12 protein-coding genes and 1 pseudogene are annotated in these 18,194 nt (G+C 63.2%); 7 read left to right on the top strand and 6 right to left on the bottom strand.

Translation table 11 applies throughout. The annotated features are described in order from the left end of the window. Nucleotides 1–4: 4 nt before the first annotated feature. The 5 genes from EG244_RS04595 (at nt 5) to der (ending at nt 7,057) form a co-directional block, all read left to right on the top strand. Nucleotides 5–1,222 (top strand): LysM peptidoglycan-binding domain-containing protein, encoded by a 1,218-nt coding sequence (locus tag EG244_RS04595; protein ID WP_158617234.1) that lies wholly within the window; start codon nt 5–7, stop codon nt 1,220–1,222. Nucleotides 1,223–1,497: 275 nt separating this feature from the next. Then, nucleotides 1,498–3,339: an ABCB family ABC transporter ATP-binding protein/permease gene (locus EG244_RS04600; RefSeq protein ID WP_124963837.1), complete on the top strand. Its 1,842-nt coding sequence runs from the start codon at nt 1,498–1,500 to the stop codon at nt 3,337–3,339. 94 nt (nt 3,340–3,433) lie between these two features. Next, entirely contained in the window at nt 3,434–4,105 is a 672-nt protein-coding gene (locus EG244_RS04605) for a hypothetical protein (protein ID WP_124963838.1), read from the top strand. A gap of 51 nt (nt 4,106–4,156) precedes the next feature. After that, nucleotides 4,157–5,500 carry an outer membrane protein assembly factor BamB family protein gene (locus EG244_RS04610; protein ID WP_124963839.1) on the top strand — a complete coding sequence of 448 codons (1,344 nt, stop codon included), beginning with the start codon at nt 4,157–4,159 and terminating at the stop codon, nt 5,498–5,500. 66 nt (nt 5,501–5,566) lie between these two features. Next, nucleotides 5,567–7,057, top strand: coding sequence for a ribosome biogenesis GTPase Der (der, locus tag EG244_RS04615; RefSeq protein ID WP_124963840.1), 1,491 nt, complete (start codon nt 5,567–5,569; stop codon nt 7,055–7,057). A gap of 212 nt (nt 7,058–7,269) precedes the next feature. On the opposite strand, the gene trpB is transcribed toward der, so the two are convergent. The 3 genes from trpB to EG244_RS04630 form a co-directional block, all read right to left on the bottom strand. Continuing rightward, entirely contained in the window at nt 7,270–8,502 is a 1,233-nt protein-coding gene (gene trpB / locus EG244_RS04620) for a tryptophan synthase subunit beta (protein WP_124963841.1), read from the bottom strand. A 64-nt stretch (nt 8,503–8,566) separates the two neighbouring features. Further along, nucleotides 8,567–10,243, bottom strand: coding sequence for an alpha/beta hydrolase (locus tag EG244_RS04625; RefSeq protein WP_124963842.1), 1,677 nt, complete (start codon nt 10,241–10,243; stop codon nt 8,567–8,569). A gap of 39 nt (nt 10,244–10,282) precedes the next feature. Then, nucleotides 10,283–11,488, bottom strand: coding sequence for an MFS transporter (locus EG244_RS04630; protein WP_124963843.1), 1,206 nt, complete (start codon nt 11,486–11,488; stop codon nt 10,283–10,285). Nucleotides 11,489–11,626: 138 nt separating this feature from the next. On the opposite strand from EG244_RS04630, the gene EG244_RS04635 reads away from it, so the two are divergent. Further along, nucleotides 11,627–13,312 carry a pilus assembly protein TadG-related protein gene (locus EG244_RS04635; RefSeq protein ID WP_158617235.1) on the top strand — a complete coding sequence of 562 codons (1,686 nt, stop codon included), beginning with the start codon at nt 11,627–11,629 and terminating at the stop codon, nt 13,310–13,312. A gap of 228 nt (nt 13,313–13,540) precedes the next feature. Here the strand turns inward: EG244_RS04635 and EG244_RS04640 are convergent. The 3 genes and pseudogenes from EG244_RS04640 to EG244_RS04650 form a co-directional block, all read right to left on the bottom strand. Then, nucleotides 13,541–14,652: pseudogene (locus EG244_RS04640) on the bottom strand (IS481 family transposase). A 419-nt stretch (nt 14,653–15,071) separates the two neighbouring features. After that, on the bottom strand, nt 15,072–15,518 hold the full coding sequence (locus tag EG244_RS04645) for a TadE/TadG family type IV pilus assembly protein (RefSeq protein ID WP_124963845.1): 447 nt from the start codon (nt 15,516–15,518) through the stop codon (nt 15,072–15,074). A 14-nt stretch (nt 15,519–15,532) separates the two neighbouring features. Then, nucleotides 15,533–17,137, bottom strand: coding sequence for a type II and III secretion system protein family protein (locus EG244_RS04650; RefSeq protein WP_158617236.1), 1,605 nt, complete (start codon nt 17,135–17,137; stop codon nt 15,533–15,535). Between the two features lie 280 nt (nt 17,138–17,417). On the opposite strand from EG244_RS04650, the gene EG244_RS04655 reads away from it, so the two are divergent. After that, nucleotides 17,418–18,134, top strand: a complete 717-nt coding sequence (locus tag EG244_RS04655) for a tetratricopeptide repeat protein (protein WP_199737783.1) — start codon at nt 17,418–17,420, stop codon at nt 18,132–18,134. Nucleotides 18,135–18,194 lie beyond the last annotated feature (60 nt).

The following is an 18,194-nucleotide window of genomic DNA, read 5'->3' on the forward strand; positions in this document are numbered from 1 at the left end:
AATGATGGGACAAAAGGTCGCGCCCTTCGTCTGGGTCGCCGGTGGTGTTGCTGCGGCGCTTGCAGCGCTGTTTTTCACAACGCGCGGATCGCCCCCGGAGACGCCGGTCGCAGCAGAAAGCCGTCAGGCACTTCTGCCCCAGGGGCCCGCCGCCTCCGTCGCTGTCGCCCCTGCACCGGGTGCGGAAGTCAAACCCGCCGCAGAACCCGCACCCCCTGCAGAGCAGCTGCCCACGGCGGCGGTGGCTCCGCCCGAGCAGGAGGCGGCTGAACCTGCCCCGCTGGCGGCCCCGCAGATCGACACCTTCAGCCATGGCCGCGACGGAAGTGCCGTGCTTGCAGGCCGTGCGCCGGGCAGCACCCGGGTGGATCTGCTGCTGGGTGAAGATGTGCTGGCCACGGCCGCGCCGGACCAGCAGGGCCGCTTTGCGCTGCTTTTCGATCTTGCGCCCTCCGCACAGGCCCGCAGCCTCATTCTGCGGGCTGAGGCACAGGACGGGCGCGCCAGCCTCTCCGCTGAGCTGCTGGTCGCCCCGGCCCCTGCAGAGGCGCTTCTGGCCGCGGCCCCTGGCGGTGCCATACCGCCCGCCGAAAATGCCCCGCCCGAAGGGTCTTCTGCCGTGCAGACTGCCGCCGGGGCAGAGCCTGCCGTCCCTGCCGTCCCGGCCCAAACTGCCGCTCAGGAGGCGCCCGCTGGCCCGCCGACGGCACCGACCAGCCTCCTGGTCTCCGACAGCGGTATCGCCGTGCTGCGCGGGCCGCTGGCCGAGGGGTTGAGCATCGATGCCATCGCCTATGGGGCGGCGGGCACGGTCGAGGTCTCGGGCCACAGCCAGCCGGAGACGGGGGTGCGGATCTATCTCGACAACGAAAAGCACCTCGATGTGAAGACCGACGCCCGGGGCGCCTGGAGCGCGGATCTGCCCGAGGTGCCGCCCGGACTTTACACTCTGCGGGCCGATCAGACCGCCGCAGATGGCCGGGTGATGGCCCGCGCCGAGACGCCCTTTCTGCGCGAAAACCCCGACAGCCTTCCAAAAGCTGCCGTGGAGGAACGCTCGGGCGTGATCACCGTGCAGCCGGGGTTCACGCTCTGGGGCATCGCGCGCGAGAGCTTTGGCGATGGTCTGCACTATGTGAAAGTCTTTGAGGCCAACCGCGATCAGATCCGCAACCCGGATCTGATTTATCCCGGTCAGATCTTCTCTCTCCCGCAGAACTGAGGGGGCAGGTCGCGCCCCTGGGAGCGCCCCGGGCGCTTATCACGTGGTTGCAGCGCAGTGGGAGCTTGCGGGGCCTGCAGCCCCAGGCCGCCTGATGGTGGCGGGGCGCAGACCACAGAGGCCGGGGCGCGGCGGCACGTCTCGCGCAGATGCGGGTGGCCCGCGGCGCGGGGTCTGACGGTGCGGGGGCCGGGATCTGAGGGCAAAATGCCCGGGGGGCTGGAAACCCACGTCCCCCCGGCCTATCTGTCCGCAACCCCAAGGAACGGACAGCCATGCGGCATCTCGCACAAGCCAAACCGGAGCCCGCCTCCGCTGATACCCCCCGCGCTTCGGCCCGTGACACGCTGCGCCGGGTCATTCCCTTTGTCTGGCCGAAGGATCAGGCCTGGGTGCGCCGGCGCGTCTCAGCGGCGCTGGTGGTGCTGCTGCTGGCGAAATTCATTTCGGTCTCGGTGCCGTGGTTCTTCAAGGGTGCAGTGGATGGGCTGGCGGGGGAACTTCCGGCCGACCACGGGCTCTCGGCGCTGGGGCTGGGCGCGATCGGGCTGACGCTGGCTTACGGGGCGGCGCGGCTGCTGACGGCGGGCTTTACCGAGCTGCGCGATGTGATCTTTGTGAAAGTGGGCCAGCGCGCTTTGCGCGAACTCGCGCGGCAGAGCTTCAGCCATATTCACCGCCTGTCGCTGCGCTATCACATCACCCGCCGCACGGGCGGGCTGTCGCGCATCATTGAGCGCGGGGTGAAGGGCGTCGACTTCCTGCTGCGCTTTCTGATCTTCTCGATCGGGCCGTTGATTCTGGAACTGCTGCTGGTCTCGATCATTTTTGCGGTCCTCTTTGGCTTTGCCTATGTGGCGACCGTGGTGATCGTGGTGGCGGTCTATGTCCTTTGGACCCTGCGGGTGACCGAGTGGCGCGTGGCTTTGCGCCGCAAAATGAATGATCTCGACACCGAGGCGAACCAGAAGGCCGTCGACAGCCTGCTGAACTATGAGACGGTGAAATATTTCGGTGCCGAAGCCCGTGAGGCCTCGCGCTATGACGCGGCTATGGCGGGCTATGAAAAAGCCGCCGTCCAGACCGGGCAGTCGCTGTCGATGCTGAACTTCGGTCAGGCCGTCATCATCACCCTGGGCCTGATTATCGTCATGGTGCTGGCCGCCATGGGCGTGCAGAAGGGCGAGCTGACCGTGGGCGATTTCGTCATGGTCAATGCCTATATGATCCAGATCACCATGCCGCTGGGCTTTCTGGGCACGGTTTATCGTGAGATCCGTCAGGCGCTGGTCGATATGGGCGAGATGTTCGGTCTTCTCAATCAACCCGCTGAGATTACGGACAAAGCCGAAGCCCCGACGCTGGCGGTCAAAGGCGGCGCGATCCGCTTTGAAGATGTGAAATTCGGCTATGACGCCAGCCGCCCGATCCTGAAAGGCGTGAGCTTTGAGGTGCCTGCGGGCAGGACCCTGGCGCTGGTCGGGCCTTCGGGTTCGGGCAAATCCACCATCGGGCGGCTGTTGTTCCGCTTTTATGATGTGAGGGAGGGCGCGGTGAAAATCGACGGCCAGGATCTGCGCGACATCACCCAGCATTCGCTGCATCAGGCGATCGGTGTGGTGCCGCAGGATACCGTCCTTTTCAATGACACCGTGCTTTATAACATCGCCTATGGCCGCGCCGGTGCCTCCCGCGAAGAGATTGAGGCCGCAGCCAAAGCCGCGAAAATTCACGATTTCATCATCTCTCTGCCGGAAGGTTATGAGACGAAAGTCGGTGAGCGCGGGCTGAAACTCTCGGGCGGTGAAAAGCAGCGCGTGGGGATTGCGCGCACCATTCTGAAGAACCCGCCGATCCTGCTGCTCGATGAGGCGACTTCGGCGCTCGATACCCAGACCGAGCGGGATATTCAGGATTCCCTGCGCGAAATGGGCCAGGGCCGCACGGTGATCTCTATCGCACACCGCCTCTCGACCATTGCGGATGCCGATGAAATCCTGGTCCTTGACGCCGGTCAGATTGTCGAGCGCGGTCGCCATGATGAACTGCTCGCCAAAGGCGGTCGCTATGCGGCGATGTGGGCGCGGCAGGCCTCGGATATGCAGACGGGCGCGTAAGCGCCCGCCTCCCGTGTCACGGATTCTGTCACGGGGCTTGGCAAGCGAGAGCGCATAAGTGTAAGACGGATCGAGCGAAAAGAGGCCTGATCCCGTGTCAAACAACGAGAGTTTCATCGACGAAGTGACCGAAGAGGTTCGCCGTGAGCGCCTCTTTGGTTATCTCAAACGCTATGGCTGGATCGGTATTGCGGGCGTGATCGCGCTCGTGGGCGGTGCGGCTTATTATGAATGGGATAAATCGGTCAAACGCGCCGATGCGGAAGTCTATGGCGATGCGCTTCTGGCGGCCATGGATGCCCCGGATGCGGTGGCCCGCCAGAAAGCCCTGATGGCGGTGGACGGCACCGGTGACCGCGCCGCGCTGAAAGTGCTGCTGGCCGCCGGAGAGGCCTATGCCTCTGCGGATGCCGCCGCCCGCACAGAGGCTCTGGCAGCCCTGAAGGCTGTGGCCGAAGACGGCGCCGTCTCGCCGGTCTGGCGCGATCTGGCCTCGCTGCGCTGGCTGATTGCCCCGGGCGCAGGCCATGAGCCCGCCGCCCGCCAGGCAGGCCTTGAGGCGCTGGCCGCACCTGGCCGGGCCTTCCGCCCGCTGGCGCTTGAGCAACTCGCCTTTGATAAGGTCGCCGCAGGCGAGCGTGAGGCTGCCCTGGCGGATTTCCGCACGCTTCAGACCTCGACCGAGGCACCGACGGGCTTGCGCGGCCGCGCCGGGCAGATGATTGTGATCCTGGGCGGCGACGCGCCGCTGCCCGCACAGAACTGACATCCTGAGGGGCCTCCGGCCCCGTCAGTGAAGGTAAGGGGAAGAGGCTTCGTGGCAAAACTCGGCGCAGTCCTTGGGGCAGTGGCAGTTTCGGTGGTTCTCGCCGGATGTGAAAAAGACGTGATCCTCAGCGGTCAGCGGTTTGACACCCGCACCCCGGTGGATGAGGTGCTGGCCGCCGCCGGAGGCTCTGTCGCAGACCCTTCTGCGCCGCAGAACCGCTCTGCGCCCTTCAGCGCCGGTGCGCCCCAGGCGAATGCTGAGTGGAGCCACCGCGCAGGCTCTGCCACCCGTTCCATGCCGCATCTGGCGCTTTCAGCGCAGCCGCAGATGATCTGGGCCGCCAATATCGGTACCGGGGCAGGCAAGCGCAACCGCCTCTCTGCCGCGCCGATCGTGGCCGGCGGGCGCGCCTTTACCATCGACAGCCGGAACCAGCTGGTGGCCACCGCCACCGCCAATGGCGGCACGCTTTACAGCGTCAACCTCGCCCCTGCGGGCGAGAATGCGGATGCGGCCAACGGCGGCGGTCTGGCCTATGGCGAGGGGCGCCTTTACGTCACCACCGGCTTTGGGGAGCTTCTCGCGCTGGATCCCGCCTCCGGCGGTATTCTCTGGCGGCAGAAGTTCTCGGCCCCCGTCTCGGGTGCGCCGGTCGTTCAGGGCGGCACCGTCTATGTCACCGGGCGTGACGCCGGGGCCTGGGCCATCAATGCCGCCAATGGTACCGTGAAATGGGCCCATACCGGCGTGCGTCAGGGCACCGGGATCCTCGGCGGCACGGCGCCTGCGCTGAACGGCAATACCGTGGTCGTGCCCTATTCTTCGGGTCAGGTCGTGGCGATTGACCGCAACAAGGGTGAGATCACCTGGCAGGGCGCCGTGGCAGGCCAGCGCCCTGGTGCTGCGGTTGCCTATCTCCAGGAGATCACCGGCGATCCGGTCGTCTCGGGCGGCAAGGTCTATGTCGGCTCCTCCTCGGGCCGCACGGTGGCCTTCAACGCAGCCAATGGCCAGATGCTCTGGGATGCCAAAGAGGGCAGCATGAATGCCGTCTGGCCTGCCGGAGGCTCGGTCTTCACCGTCTCCGACCAGGGCCGCCTTCTGCGCCTGAACGCAGAGACCGGTGAGATCATCTGGTCGGTGCCGCTGGGGCAATATACCCGCACGCCGGCCCGTAAACAGCTTGAGGTCTATGGCCATTATGGCCCGGTCCTGGCCGGTGGCCGCCTGGTGGTGGTGTCTTCCGACGGGCAGATGCGCTTCTTCTCGCCTGAGAATGGCGCATCCCTCGGCGCGATCGCCATGGGCGACGGCGCAGTCGCGCCTCCGGCGGTTGCGGGCGGCACGATTTATGTTCTGACGGCAAAAGGACAGCTTCGGGCTTTCCGCTGAGGCCAAAAGCGTGTAAGCCCCCGGTCTTCGCGTGCTGTCTTCTCGCACGCTGACGGAGAATCACGTATGAGCTTCACGCTGGCCATCGTCGGGCGCCCGAATGTGGGCAAGTCGACGCTTTTTAACCGCCTTGTCGGCAAACGTCTGGCGCTGGTTGATGACCAGCCCGGGGTGACCCGTGACCTGCGCGAGGGCGATGCGAAGCTCATGGATATGCGCTTCACCGTCATCGACACCGCAGGTCTCGAAGAAGTGACCGACGATTCGCTGCAGGGCCGGATGCGCCGCCTGACCGAGCGCGCGGTGGATATGGCAGACGTCTGCCTGTTCCTGATCGACGGCCGTGTGGGCGTTACCCCCTCGGATGAGACCTTCGCTGACATCCTGCGCAAGAAAAACGCGCGGGTGATTCTGGGCGTGAATAAAGCCGAAGGCAAAGCCGGTGAGGCCGAAGCCCTCGAGGCCTGGAGCCTTGGCCTGGGAGAGCCCCTGCGCCTTTCCGCCGAGCACGGCGAGGGCATGGACGATCTTTACTATATGCTGCGCCCGATGGCCTCTGAGTTCCAGGAACGCGCTGAGGCCGATGCCCCGGAAGTCGATGTCGACGTCCCCGAGGACAGCGAAGAAGATTTCGACGGCGAGCCGCTGATCACCACGGCAAAGCCGCTGCAGATCGCCGTGATCGGCCGCCCGAACGCGGGTAAATCGACGCTGGTGAACCAGATCCTCGGCGAAGACCGTATGCTGACCGGCCCCGAAGCCGGGATCACCCGTGACGCCATCTCGATCCGCGCTCAGTGGGAAGACACCCCGATCCGGATCTGGGACACTGCAGGTATGCGTAAAAAAGGCCGGGTGGACGAAAAGCTCGAAAAGCTTTCCGTCGCCGATGGTCTGCGCGCGGTGCGCTTCTCGGAAGTGGTCGTGGTGCTGCTCGACGCGCAGATCCCCTTCGAAGTTCAGGATCTGCGCATCGCAGGCTTCGCTGAGCGCGAAGGCCGTGCCGTCGTGGTCGCCGTGAACAAATGGGACCTGATCGAGGATAAAAACGAGAAGCTTGCCGAACTCAAAGAGATGTTTGAGCGCCTGCTTCCCGAACTCCGCGGCGCACCCCTGGTGACAATCTGCGCGCGAACCGGCCGCGGGCTTGACCGCCTGCGCGGCGCTATCCTGAAGGCCCATGCCGTCTGGAACCGCCGGATTGCGACCAACAGGCTGAACCTTTGGCTGAAAACCATGACCGAGGCGCACCCGCCGCCGGCTCCGGGCGGTCACCGCATCAAGCTGCGCTATATCACCCAGGCGAAAACCCGTCCGCCGGGTTTTGTGATCAAATGTTCGCGTCCGGAAGATATTCCGGAAAGCTACAAGCGTTACCTGATCAACGGGCTGCGGGCCGACTTCAATATGCCGGGCACGCCGATCCGGATCTTCCTGCGCGGTCAGGGGAATGAAAACCCTTATCGTGAGAAGAAATTCCACACCCCGTCGCGTCTGCGCAAGCATATGGACGGCAAAGCCGGCAAGACGGGCAAAGAGCGGGCGGGTCGCACCTGAGGCTGCCGCCGGGAGGTTTTGCACCTCCCGGACCCTCCGCAGAGTATTTCAAAAAGCCAAAATAAAAGGCGCTCCGATCGGGGCGCCTTCTTTCGTCTTTGGCTTTTAAAAATACTCTCGGGAGGGGTCCGGGGAGGGCGGAAAGCCCTCTCCGGGGGATCAGCCGGAACGACATCAGCCGGTGAGCAGTCTCTCCGGCTGACACCCGGACGTCAGATTTTCATGTCAAAGCCAAGATGTTTTGCGACCGTGAAGATGTCTTTGTCGCCGCGGCCCGACAGGTTGACGACCACGATCTGATCTTTCGGCAGTGTCGGCGCCAGTTTCATCACATGGGCAATGGCATGCGAGGATTCGAGCGCCGGGATGATCCCCTCCAGCGCGCAGAGTTCCTGGAAGGCTTCGAGCGCTTCGGCATCGGTGATGGAGACATATTCGGCGCGGCCGATGTCGTGCAGCCAGGAATGCTCGGGGCCGATACCGGGGTAATCGAGGCCCGCTGATATGGAATAGCCCTCAAGGATCTGCCCGTCTGCGTCCTGAAGCAGATAGGTGCGGTTGCCATGCAGCACGCCGGGGCGGCCGCCTGCGAGGGAGGCGCAATGTTCCATCCGGTCGTCAACGCCTTTGCCGCCGGCCTCGACGCCGATGATGCGCACGGAAGTGTCGTCGAGGAAGGGGTAAAAGAGGCCCATGGCATTTGAGCCACCGCCGACTGCGGCAACGATGACGTCAGGAAGGCGGCCCTCGCCCTCCTGCTCCTGCAGCTGCCAGCGGGTTTCCTCGCCGATGACTGCCTGGAAATCGCGGACCATGGCCGGATAGGGATGCGGGCCGGCCACGGTGCCGATGCAGTAGAAGGTGTCTGCGACATTGGTGACCCAGTCACGCAGCGCGTCATTCATCGCATCTTTGAGGGTGCCGCGGCCTGAGGTGACCGGGATCACTTCGGCGCCCAGAAGGCGCATGCGGAAGACGTTGGGGGCCTGACGCTCCACATCATGAGCGCCCATATAGACCACGCATTTCAGGCCGAATTTGGCGCAGACCGTGGCGGTCGCCACGCCGTGCTGCCCGGCGCCGGTTTCGGCGATGATGCGGGTTTTGCCCATACGGCGCGCCAGAATGATCTGGCCCAGCACGTTGTTGATCTTATGTGCCCCGGTGTGGTTCAGCTCTTCGCGCTTGAGATAAACCTTTGCCCCGCCGAGTTTTTCCGTCAGGCGTGGCGCAAAATAAAGCGGCGAGGGGCGGCCGACGTAGTTCTTCCAGAGATCTTCCATCTCTGCGCGGAAATCCGGGTCGGTCTTGGCGAAATTATACTGCTTTTCCAGTTCCAGGATCAGCGGCATCAGAGTTTCGGAAACAAAGCGGCCGCCGAAAATCCCAAAGCGCCCCTGTTCATCCGGGCCGGTCATGAAGCTGTTTTTGGTGGTCTCGGACATGACGCATCCCCCTGCACTGGCTGTCGGCCCCATATAACAGGCCAGGCGGCAGAGGGAACAGGTCTCACAGGTTGCGGGCGCGAAAGAGCGTCGACAGCCGTGCCGCTGCCTCAGCGTTCAGCGGCGGGCCTCCAAAGAGCGCCTGCCAGCCGTAAAGGTAGTCCCGCGCGGCATAGACATGGCCGTAACCTGCCGGGGTTGTGGTGGCGGTCAGCAGATCAAAGCCGAGCTGGAAAAAGGTCACCAGCGGCAGCCAGCGCAGGTTGGGGCTGACATCATGGGGGGGAGACCCGCTGAGCCATTCCGGGCGACGCCAGATCAGGCTTGGTGAGAAAAACGTAATTCCGTCAGAGGGATATTGCAGATAGAGAATCCGCACGGGTCCCCAGTCCGGATCCGGGGCCGGGGGCTTGCCGGCGGAGGTCTGGTTGAGAAAGCGCACCACGCGCCCGCCGCCGTAGACGGGTTTCCAGGCCGGGCTGCCCGGGTCGCGGTCGGCGGTCAGATGCTGCCAGCTTTGCCCGGCGAAGGGCGGGCCAACGCGAAAGGCACCATGATAGGGAGCGGCGATCACATCATAGAGATCGGCGGAGAGATCCGAGTGCAGCGCCCCGAGGCTCAGCCCGAAGAGCCAGAGTTCCGGGCGCTCCGTCTCGGGAAGGCTTTGCCAGTGGCGGTGAAAGGCGGTGAAGGTCGCCTGAGCGGTCTGCACGCCATAGCTTTGCACCGTCAGCAGTGAGAGCCAGCTTGGCAGATAGGAATATTGCACCGAGACCGTGGCCAGATCCCCTCCGGTGACCACTTCCAGTGGCACCATTGCGGCCGGATCCACCCAGCCGGTGCCGGTGGGAGTGGCCAGCACCAGACGGCGGCGCTGAAAGGCGCCGATGCGAATCGCCTCGCGCAGCGCCAGATCGGCGCGGGCCTCGGGCGTTGCAGCCGAGCCAAGACCGACATAAATCCGCAGCGGCTCAAGGGCGGCGGCACCGGTGATCTCAGTGATCGCCGCAGCATTCAGCGGATCCGCGATCCGGTTGCGCCCCTCCGCGCCGAGCTCACTCCAGTTCAAAAGCGAGCCGGGACCGCCGCTGCGCAGGCCATCCTCAGGGGGCGGCTGGTCCTCGGGCAGGGCGCGGTCGATGACCGCGTAGCTCTGATCGAGCGCGCCGTAGATCCGCCCCAGCAGCACATCATTTCCGAGGAGGTTAAAGACGAATATCGCCCCGAGCAGCCCGGTGACGAAAGCAAGGCGGGGCGGCAGATGGCTGCTCAGCCGCCGCTCAATCAGCCCGACCGCAAGGCGGAAAATACGACCCAGCCAGATCAGAACAAAGGCCAGAAGCGCTGCCGTGAGTGCAATGGTTAAGGGGCGCACCGTCTCCACCGGCTCCAGATCCATCAGGAGACGGATCTCATTTTGCCAGGCAGAGGCCCGCGCCAGCGAGATCCCCATGATCGTGGCACCAAGCGCCTTCAGCACGGCACCAAGCGCCTTCAGCACGGCGCCTGCGCGCTCAGCCCCGCGCCCCTGCGGCAACGGCAGGCCCAGCGTCTGCCAGGACATCAGGACCAGCACGACCACAAGATAGGCCGCCGCAAAGGCCAGCCCTGCCAGACCGCCCTGCAACATCCCGCTGCGCGGCACCAGCGAAGGCGTGAGGGCGGCGGAAAACGCCAGCGCCCCGGCGAATGCGGCCGGGGCGGAGAGGCGGAAGAGAGAACTCAGGGCAGTTTGTGACATAGGTGAAGAGTGTCGCCCGCGCGGGCAACTGTCCAGTTCTCAGCCAGAGATCTGACTGCGGCGTGGCAGAAACATCGTCAAAAGCCCGATGGCTGGCAGAACCGAGCAGAGCTGATAGACGAAGAAAATCCCCTTCGCATCCGCAACCTCTCCCAGCACGGCGGCGCCGATGCCGCCCATCCCGAAGGCAAAGCCAAAGAAGATCCCGGCAATCAGCCCGACGCGTCCGGGCACCAGTTCCTGCGCGTAAACCACGATCGCCGGAAAAGCAGAGGCCAGCAGAATGCCAATGATCACCGAAAGCACGCCGGTCCAGAACAGATCGGCATAGGGCAGCGCCAGGGTGAAGGGCAGCACGCCAAGGATCGAGATCCAGAGCACCGTCACCGTGCCGAAGCGGTCGCCAAAGGGCCCGCCGAGCATGACACCCACCGCCATGGCGGCGAGGAACAGAAAGAGCATCATCTGCGACTGCTGGGTGGTCAGATCAAAGCGCTCGATCAGGAAGAAGGTGAAATAGCTGTTGATCCCGGCGGTGTAGAAATTCTTGGAAAATGTCAGCAGGGCCAGGATCACGATGGCCATGATGACCCGTTTCCGGCTCAGCTTGACCACGGATTTCGTGACCTTTTTGCCGGCGTTGCGGGCCATGGTGCGGATATACCAGCTGCCGATCTGCCACAGGATGACCATGGCGCAAAGCGCGATCAGGCCAAACCAGCCGATCGTCGGGCGGCCAAAGGGCACCACAATGAAGGCAGCCAGAAGCGGGCCGATGGCCGTTCCGAAGTTGCCCCCGACCTGAAAAAAGCTCTGCGCAGTGCCAAAACGCCCGCCCGACGCCATGCGGGAGACGCGCGACGCCTCAGGGTGAAAGATCGCCGAGCCAAGACCGATCAGCATCGCGCCTGCAAAGAGCATCTCATAGGACTGCGCCCAGGCGAGCATCAGGATCCCGGCAAGGCTTGCGGCGCTTGAAAGCGGCAGCGAGCGCGGGAAGGGGCGTTTGTCGGTGACCATCCCCACCACCGGCTGCAGCAGCGATGCGGTGATCTGAAAGGCAAAGGTCAGCAGGCCGATTTGCCCGAAGCTCAGGCTGAACTCATCGCGCAGCAGCGGATAAAGCGCTGACAGCAGCGACTGCAGCACATCATTGCACAGATGGCACAGGCTGACGCCGAAGATGATGATCCAGGCGGTAGCGTTGCGGGCCGGAGCGGGGGCGGAGAGAGGGGGAGCGGACATGCGGGCCTTTCGCTGCGGCCGGATGCCGCGGGGACTTTGTGTCCCCATGCCCGGGCCGATGCAAGGGGCCGCAGCTTAACCTTTCATTCAAGCGCCTTTGCAATACTGCCCCCCGGGTGTGACGGAAGGTGTGTGAAGATGTTTTACTCTGTGCTGCGCCGCTTTTGCGGTGATCGTTCGGGTGCGGTATTGCCGTTTATTGTGGTTTTGATTCCGGCGTTGCTGCTGGTCGGCGGGGCGGCCACGGATATCAGCCAGCTCAATGCGCAGCGGCGCTATACCCAGGCTCAGGCGGATCTCGCGGCGCAAAGCGCAGCGCGTCATCTGCCCGATCCGGCAGCTGTACGCGCCGCCGTGCGCCGCGTCGTTGCGGCCAACCCCAGGTATGGTGATCTGACCCTGGCGGACCGCGATATCCGGCTGGGCAGCTATACGCCCGACGGCGGTTTTGTCGCGGTCGCCGATCAGAACTCGCCCGCGGGGGTGACGGCGGTTGAAGTGGATGTGCCCTCGCCCTTCCGACCGATTCTGCTGGGTCCGGTGCTGTCGCGCGATGCGATTCTGGTGCGCCGTCAGGCGGTGGCGGCCCAAAGCAGTGGCGTTGCGCTTTTCATGCTGCGGAACCGTCTGGTGGGCCTTGATCTGCAGCATTCCGGGCTTAGTGGTTTGCTGAACCCGCTGGGGCTGGGGCTCACTGCCAATGTGCTGAGTTATGAAGGTCTGGCGAATACCAGGGTAAAGCTGGACGATCTTCTTGGTCTGGCAACAGCGGGGGTGGCGGCAGAGACGCTGACTTTTAACGATGTTCTGCGCCTGCCGCTTGCGGTGCCGGAACTGCTGGGGGGCCTTGTGCGACTGGGCGCTTTGCCGCCGCAGGCCATTCCGGACACATATCCCTCGCTCAACAGCATCACCTTTCAGGATATTATGATGATGTCGCCCGGGCTGGCACGGCTCAGGGCCGGGGATATCCTGCCCGATATTTCTGTCTCGGTTCTGGAATTTCTGGGGGTGCTGGCGCAGCTTCAGGCGCGTCCCGATGAGCGGTTGGGCACGAATGTGGGACTGGATGTCGACAGCCTGTTGCCAGGCCTTTCTGACGTGACCCGTCTGGCCAATGTTTCGGCCACAGTCGGGCTGATCCGGCCGCCGGTCTGGGTGCTGGCGCGCGTCGATGATAACCCGCAGCAGGTGGCGCGGGTCAGCCAGAGCGGGGCGATGATCACCGCCTCCACCCTCAGCCTGCTGGATCTGGCCGTCAAGACAGGGGCCGCAACAGCCGAGGCCAGACTGACCTCGCTGAACTGCGCGGCCTCCCGGCCTTCTGATGTGGCGGCAGTCTTTGACGTGACCAGCAGTCCGGTCACGCTTGATGTCCGCCTCTCTCTGCTGCGGCTTGCGACGGATATCCCTGAGAGGGATATGGCGCCGATCCCTCTCAGCGGTGCGACGCAGCGGCTGCCGATCACTTATGGGCAGATCGGGACTGCGGTGAAGATCAGCAGCCCCGTTTCTGTGAGCGGGCTGACCACGGGGCTCAAAAATGTGCTGGGGCAGGTCAAGACAGATGTCACCGACCGGCAAAAAAAGTGCAGCGGCATTTTAGGTGCAGTTCTTTGTCCCCTCACGACGCTGGTCACAGGGGTAACGGCATCGCTGGCCACGCTGCTTGGGAATGTTCTCACCACAGTGAACAGCCTTTTGGTGCAGCCTTTGTTGCTTGATGCCCTCGTCGCGCAACTGAAGGCTTTCCTCGGTCTCACCGTCGCAGAGGCAGAGGTGGTTCTTGCAGGTACCGCCTGCAGCGGCGGACTGGTGCAGTGAATGCGCCGGCCGCCATGGAACAGGGCTTCGGCTGAGGCTCCGGAGGCGCCTGAAGCCACAGGGCCAGTCCAGCTGGCACGCCGGTGCCGGGGGAAGCAAGATACACAGGCTGCCGAAAGTACGGCCGGTGCCAGGCGTCATGCGGTCAGGGGGCAAAAGCGCAGCGCAGTTGCTGCCGACGGCTGGGACAATCCCGGGCACTTTGCATCGAAAGCAGGCTGCGCACAGCTAGGTGTTCGGTCCCGGTATCTGGTGGATCGGATTGAGGATGAATCGTTCCGGCTCTGAAATCCGGCTTTTACAGATGTATTCATAAGGCGTGAGGCCATTCAGGGTCTTCAGTCGGCGGGCGTAGTTGTAAGCTGCCATGTCGTCGGCGGGAGGAGCTTTGAGCTGGCTATGATTCTCGTAATGGAAGCGTTTTACCGTCGCATTTTTAATGGTGCGGTTCATTCGCTCCACCTGACCGTTTGTCGGGAAAACAGTCCCCGGGACTGTTTTCTGATCTTCCAAACTCCGCGGGTGGTTGAATTTGGTTAACCGATGCTCGATACCATGCGCTTCGCAGATCATGTCGAAGCGCATGGGCCGAGAGTAAGCTTGGTTTCTGTTCCGAGGCTGGTCAGCAAACTGGGTTCCGTTCGCCGATGGGCTCACTCGGTCAGAGCCGTAAGGATGCGATACGGCACAGTCCGAAGAAGATGTTCGGGAAGCTCCCAAGCCGTCTTCCGGTCTGCCTTGTCGACCCGTTGTGTCACAGCGAATTTGCTCGTGCTGTCAAAACCGACAAAGAGACAGAGCCAATCGTCGGGAAAACGATCCCCCGGATCGTTTCCTGATCCTCCTCATACTTCCGCCGTCTGCACCTCGGCAATATCAATGTGGAAAAAGCCGATCGGGTAGCGCTTGAACTTCTGCCGCCTGGGCTTGTCGCCGCTGACATCCTCGAGCCATGAAATCCCATGACGCTGCAAACAGCGATGAAGAGCCGACCTGCTGAGATGCGGGATGCTCGGCTGAAGGGCATAGAGGCAATCATCCAAGGGAAGCAAAGAATGGCGGCGAAAGGCGACAACGATAGCCTCTTCGCTCTCGGAGAGGACAGTTAACGGGGCCCCCTTGGCCCCGTCTTCTGAACTTCCGCTGAGGATCGCTTACGCCATTTGGCGACTGTCTTCGGATTGATCCCCAGCTGCAGAATCAGCTCCGCGAGCGCAGTCTGCGATCATTCGGGCCTGCCGTTGAGCCGATGGCTGGCAAGCTTTCATTATAGCAGCTCGGACTGCGTGCGTGGTTGTGGCGCTTCCATGGCGAACTATGTCCCATAGGGTACCTTCCATTCCTTCGAAAGGATCGCACCATCAAGCCGTGGGATCAAACAGCTTGGAAGGACGTCCAGGGCTCGCAGTTGAAGTCCATCCCCTGGCTGACAGTCTAAAACGGATTGGGCCCGGTAATCCAGAAACGGCAAAGTGCGTTCGGTGATGGCCTTACTGCCGAAAATATCTCCCTCAGGCGTTCGTGGTGGTCTCGGACGTGCGAATGGGTCTGCCCGCGTGCCTGGGAAGGCGGTTCGCAGGCCAAAGCCACCATCGATCGCGGGATCGCATTCTGCAATCACTACGGTCCACGCTCTTCCCACGACGACAGCCGCCCGTCGTACATTACTTCAGAGACATCGAACAAAAGCAGCAGGTGATAGCAGTAGTCTAAGTCAGCGGGAAAACTGTCCGGGGATCGGCGGGCAGCTCAGGATTCGTCAAAGAAAGGTGACCGAACTGCGCGTGATGGTACCGAGTTCCACCCCGAAGCTGCGACCGAGGCCCTGAACAAAGTCACCTCCAAAGTTGTAATCGACCGTGATGGTCACACGGCCCTGAGCGTCGGGCTGGCTGGGGCAGGGGCGCAGGGTCAGTTTTTCTGCCCGCACCAGAAGGGTTTCGCTGACGATGCCCGCCAGATCGTCCTGCCTGAGCTTTTGGCAGACATCCTCTGGCGGGTTGGAGCCGTTCAGGTGTCGAAAGCTCTTGCGGGCGAGCTCATGTGCGACCTGCTGTACATCACTGGTGGTCGAAATCATCAGGCTGATCAGCACCAGAAAGCCGATAAGCGCAACAACGATGGGGAAGATAATGACAAACTCGGCGGTCACTGCCCCCTCCTCTGAGCGAAGCGGGCGTAACGCGGTCCGGATGAGCCGTTTCATGATGGGATCTCCCTTCACTGAAGCATAAATCCGCCGGCAGATCCCGTCGCACTCAGAGGTGCGCCTGGACGTCGGGTGCGGGTGAAGCGACCGGTGATCGCCTGCTCGATTCCGCTTTGGACCAGCGGGATGTCAGCAATGGGATCGCGCGGCCGACCGTTCTGCGGCTTAACCAGATAGGGCGTGACGATGATCACCAGTTCGCTCTCGCCCCTTGCAAAGCGTGATGAGCGGAACAGCGCGCCGATGACCGGCAGGCGCGACAGGCCCGGAAGCCCGTTGAAGCCCTGCTGTGAGCTGGCCTGAAACATCCCTGCGATGGCAAAGCTCTGGCCGTTTCCGAGTTCAATCGTGGTCGTGGCGCTGCGCTCTGTCAGAGCGGGTGCCTCTGCGGTTGAGGAGTTCATACGGTCGATATCGCGCACGCGGGTATTGAGCACGATCTCGATCCGGTTGGAGGATCTGACCGTGGGGGTGAACTCCAGCTCCACACCAATCGCCTCCATCTGAAGGTTGGCGTCATCGCCGCTGCCATAGATATAGGGGACGCGGCCTCCGGCGAGAAAGTTCGCCGTCTCTCCGGAACGCGTGGTCAGATTGGGCTCGGACAAGATGGTCACAAGGCCGTTTCGCGCCAGGGCATCCAGCACAAGATTAATATTCCGCGAGCCATTCGCGACGCTGACGGTGAAGGGACCATTCACGCCTGTATCTGCTGATTCGAAAGTATTGCGCCCGCCATAGCGCGACGCGCTGAGGCGGATGCCCAGATCCTCACTGATAGAGCGCGACACCTCTGCGATGCGGACCTGAAGGTTGATCTGCGCTCGGTTCCCGGTTTCAAGGCGGTTCACAACGATGACGCCCGAGCCCGCCAGACCTGCGACGACGGACCTCGCAGCCTCAGAATCTTCGGGGTTCGCGACGGCACCGGTCAGAAAGACTGCCCCATCCACCGCCGAGACAGTCACCGAACCGCTGCCCGAGGCACGGCGGGCCGCGGCGGTCAGCCGCGCCGCATCGATGCGCACATTGACCGACGAGCGCATAATCTCTTCGTCGTTGCTGCCAAGGACAAACAGGCTGGTCTCTCCGATCGAGCGGCCGACGATATAGAGGTAACGTGCGGATTGCAGATCGATATCTGCGACGCCCGGGTTGGACAGGAAGACCGATTTTGCCGGATGATCAAGGCGGATGAACCGGGCCTCGTTGACGTTCAGTGCGACGGGCGCGGTCACCGTCAATACGGGGATCTGCGCGTCCGGCGTGGCTCTGTCTTCCGCAGGCATATCTGCAGCGGCAGGGTCAGTCGGCGCATCCGGAACCGTCAGGATAAGAGGCCCGTCCGGGCGCCCGGTGCTCAGCGCCAGGGGAGGTGCAGTCACCAGCGGCTCTGCCAATGTGACATCGGGTGCGGGCGCTATCACCTCAACCGCAATGGGGGAGGGACTGGTGATTGCCGCCTCAGGCAGGGCAGCGGTTTCAGGAGCCGCCAGAGGGAGCGTCACCATGGCGGGCGGTTCCCCGGGGCCGTCCTGTGCCCGGGTGTCGGTGGCGCTGAAGGCGATGGCCGCGCCGAGGAGCGGCATCCAGGAGAGAGAAACCAGGCGGGTCATAGGGCTTTGCCTCATTTTGCATGAGAGAACAGGTCCGGTCGCACCCGTGGCGGACCGGCTGATGTTCCGGGAAGTTCGGCCCCGGCCGGCGCATCCGGCAGGAGCCACAGCGTATCTGAGTCCGATTACTCGCCTTTAGGTTGCTATTTCTCTCGACCGCATGCCTTTCCGGGCGTAGCCTTAGCTTCAGGTCTAATCTGACGGAGTTAATGGCGTGTTTAGCCCACCCCCCGCTGCGACTGTTTTGAGTGTGTCTTTGTTTCTTCTGACCGGCTGCACGATGACCGGAGGTGAGGATGCCGCCCGCGTCAGCGAGACGGCACAGGTGGCCCAGGCCTCCTTCTCGGTCGGTGATTACGCAGAGGCGGCGCGACTTTATGAAAAGGTCTCGCAAAGCGAGCCTGGCTCAGTTTCGGCGCTGATCGGGCTGGGCCGTAGCTATGCAGCCATGGGTCAGGTTGCGCGGGCGCAGTCTGCTCTTGATCGCGCAAGGCAGCTTTCTCCGCGAAATCCGCAGGTCCTGAATGAGTTGGGGCGCCTGGCTCTGGGGCAGGGGAAGGCATCCGAAGCTCTTGTATTTTACGAAGATTCCCTAATGCATGATCGCAAAAATCTGGCTGCGCTTACGGGAAAGGCGGTCACTTTGGACTATCTCTCGCGTCATGCCGAGGCGCGGGCGGTCTATCAGGCCGGACTTGCAATCTATCCGACGAATTTTGTGCTGCTGAGCAACAGTGCGCTGTCAGGGGTGCTTTCCGGCGACGGTGCAGGCGGGATCGCCCTGATGGAGGAGTTGCGCCGGGATCCTGCGCAGGGAAATCAGGTGTTGCCCAATCTGGCGATTGCACAGGTCCTGGAGGGACAGCCGGCGGCAGCGCGCAAGACATTGGCGGGGCATATGAATGAAGCGCAGATCTCGGCCCTGATGCGTCGTGCCGAAGAGGCACGCCGCAGTCGTGCGGCTGGCCAGCCGATCGGACATCTCGTTTTTCAGTAAAACTGCAGGCAGATTCAGTCGAGTGATTCGCGGCAGCGTAAGGCTCTGTTGTCAGTTTCG

Origin of the sequence: Falsigemmobacter faecalis (assembly GCF_003863335.1) — a bacterium.
Lineage (GTDB): Bacteria > Pseudomonadota > Alphaproteobacteria > Rhodobacterales > Rhodobacteraceae > Wagnerdoeblera > Wagnerdoeblera faecalis.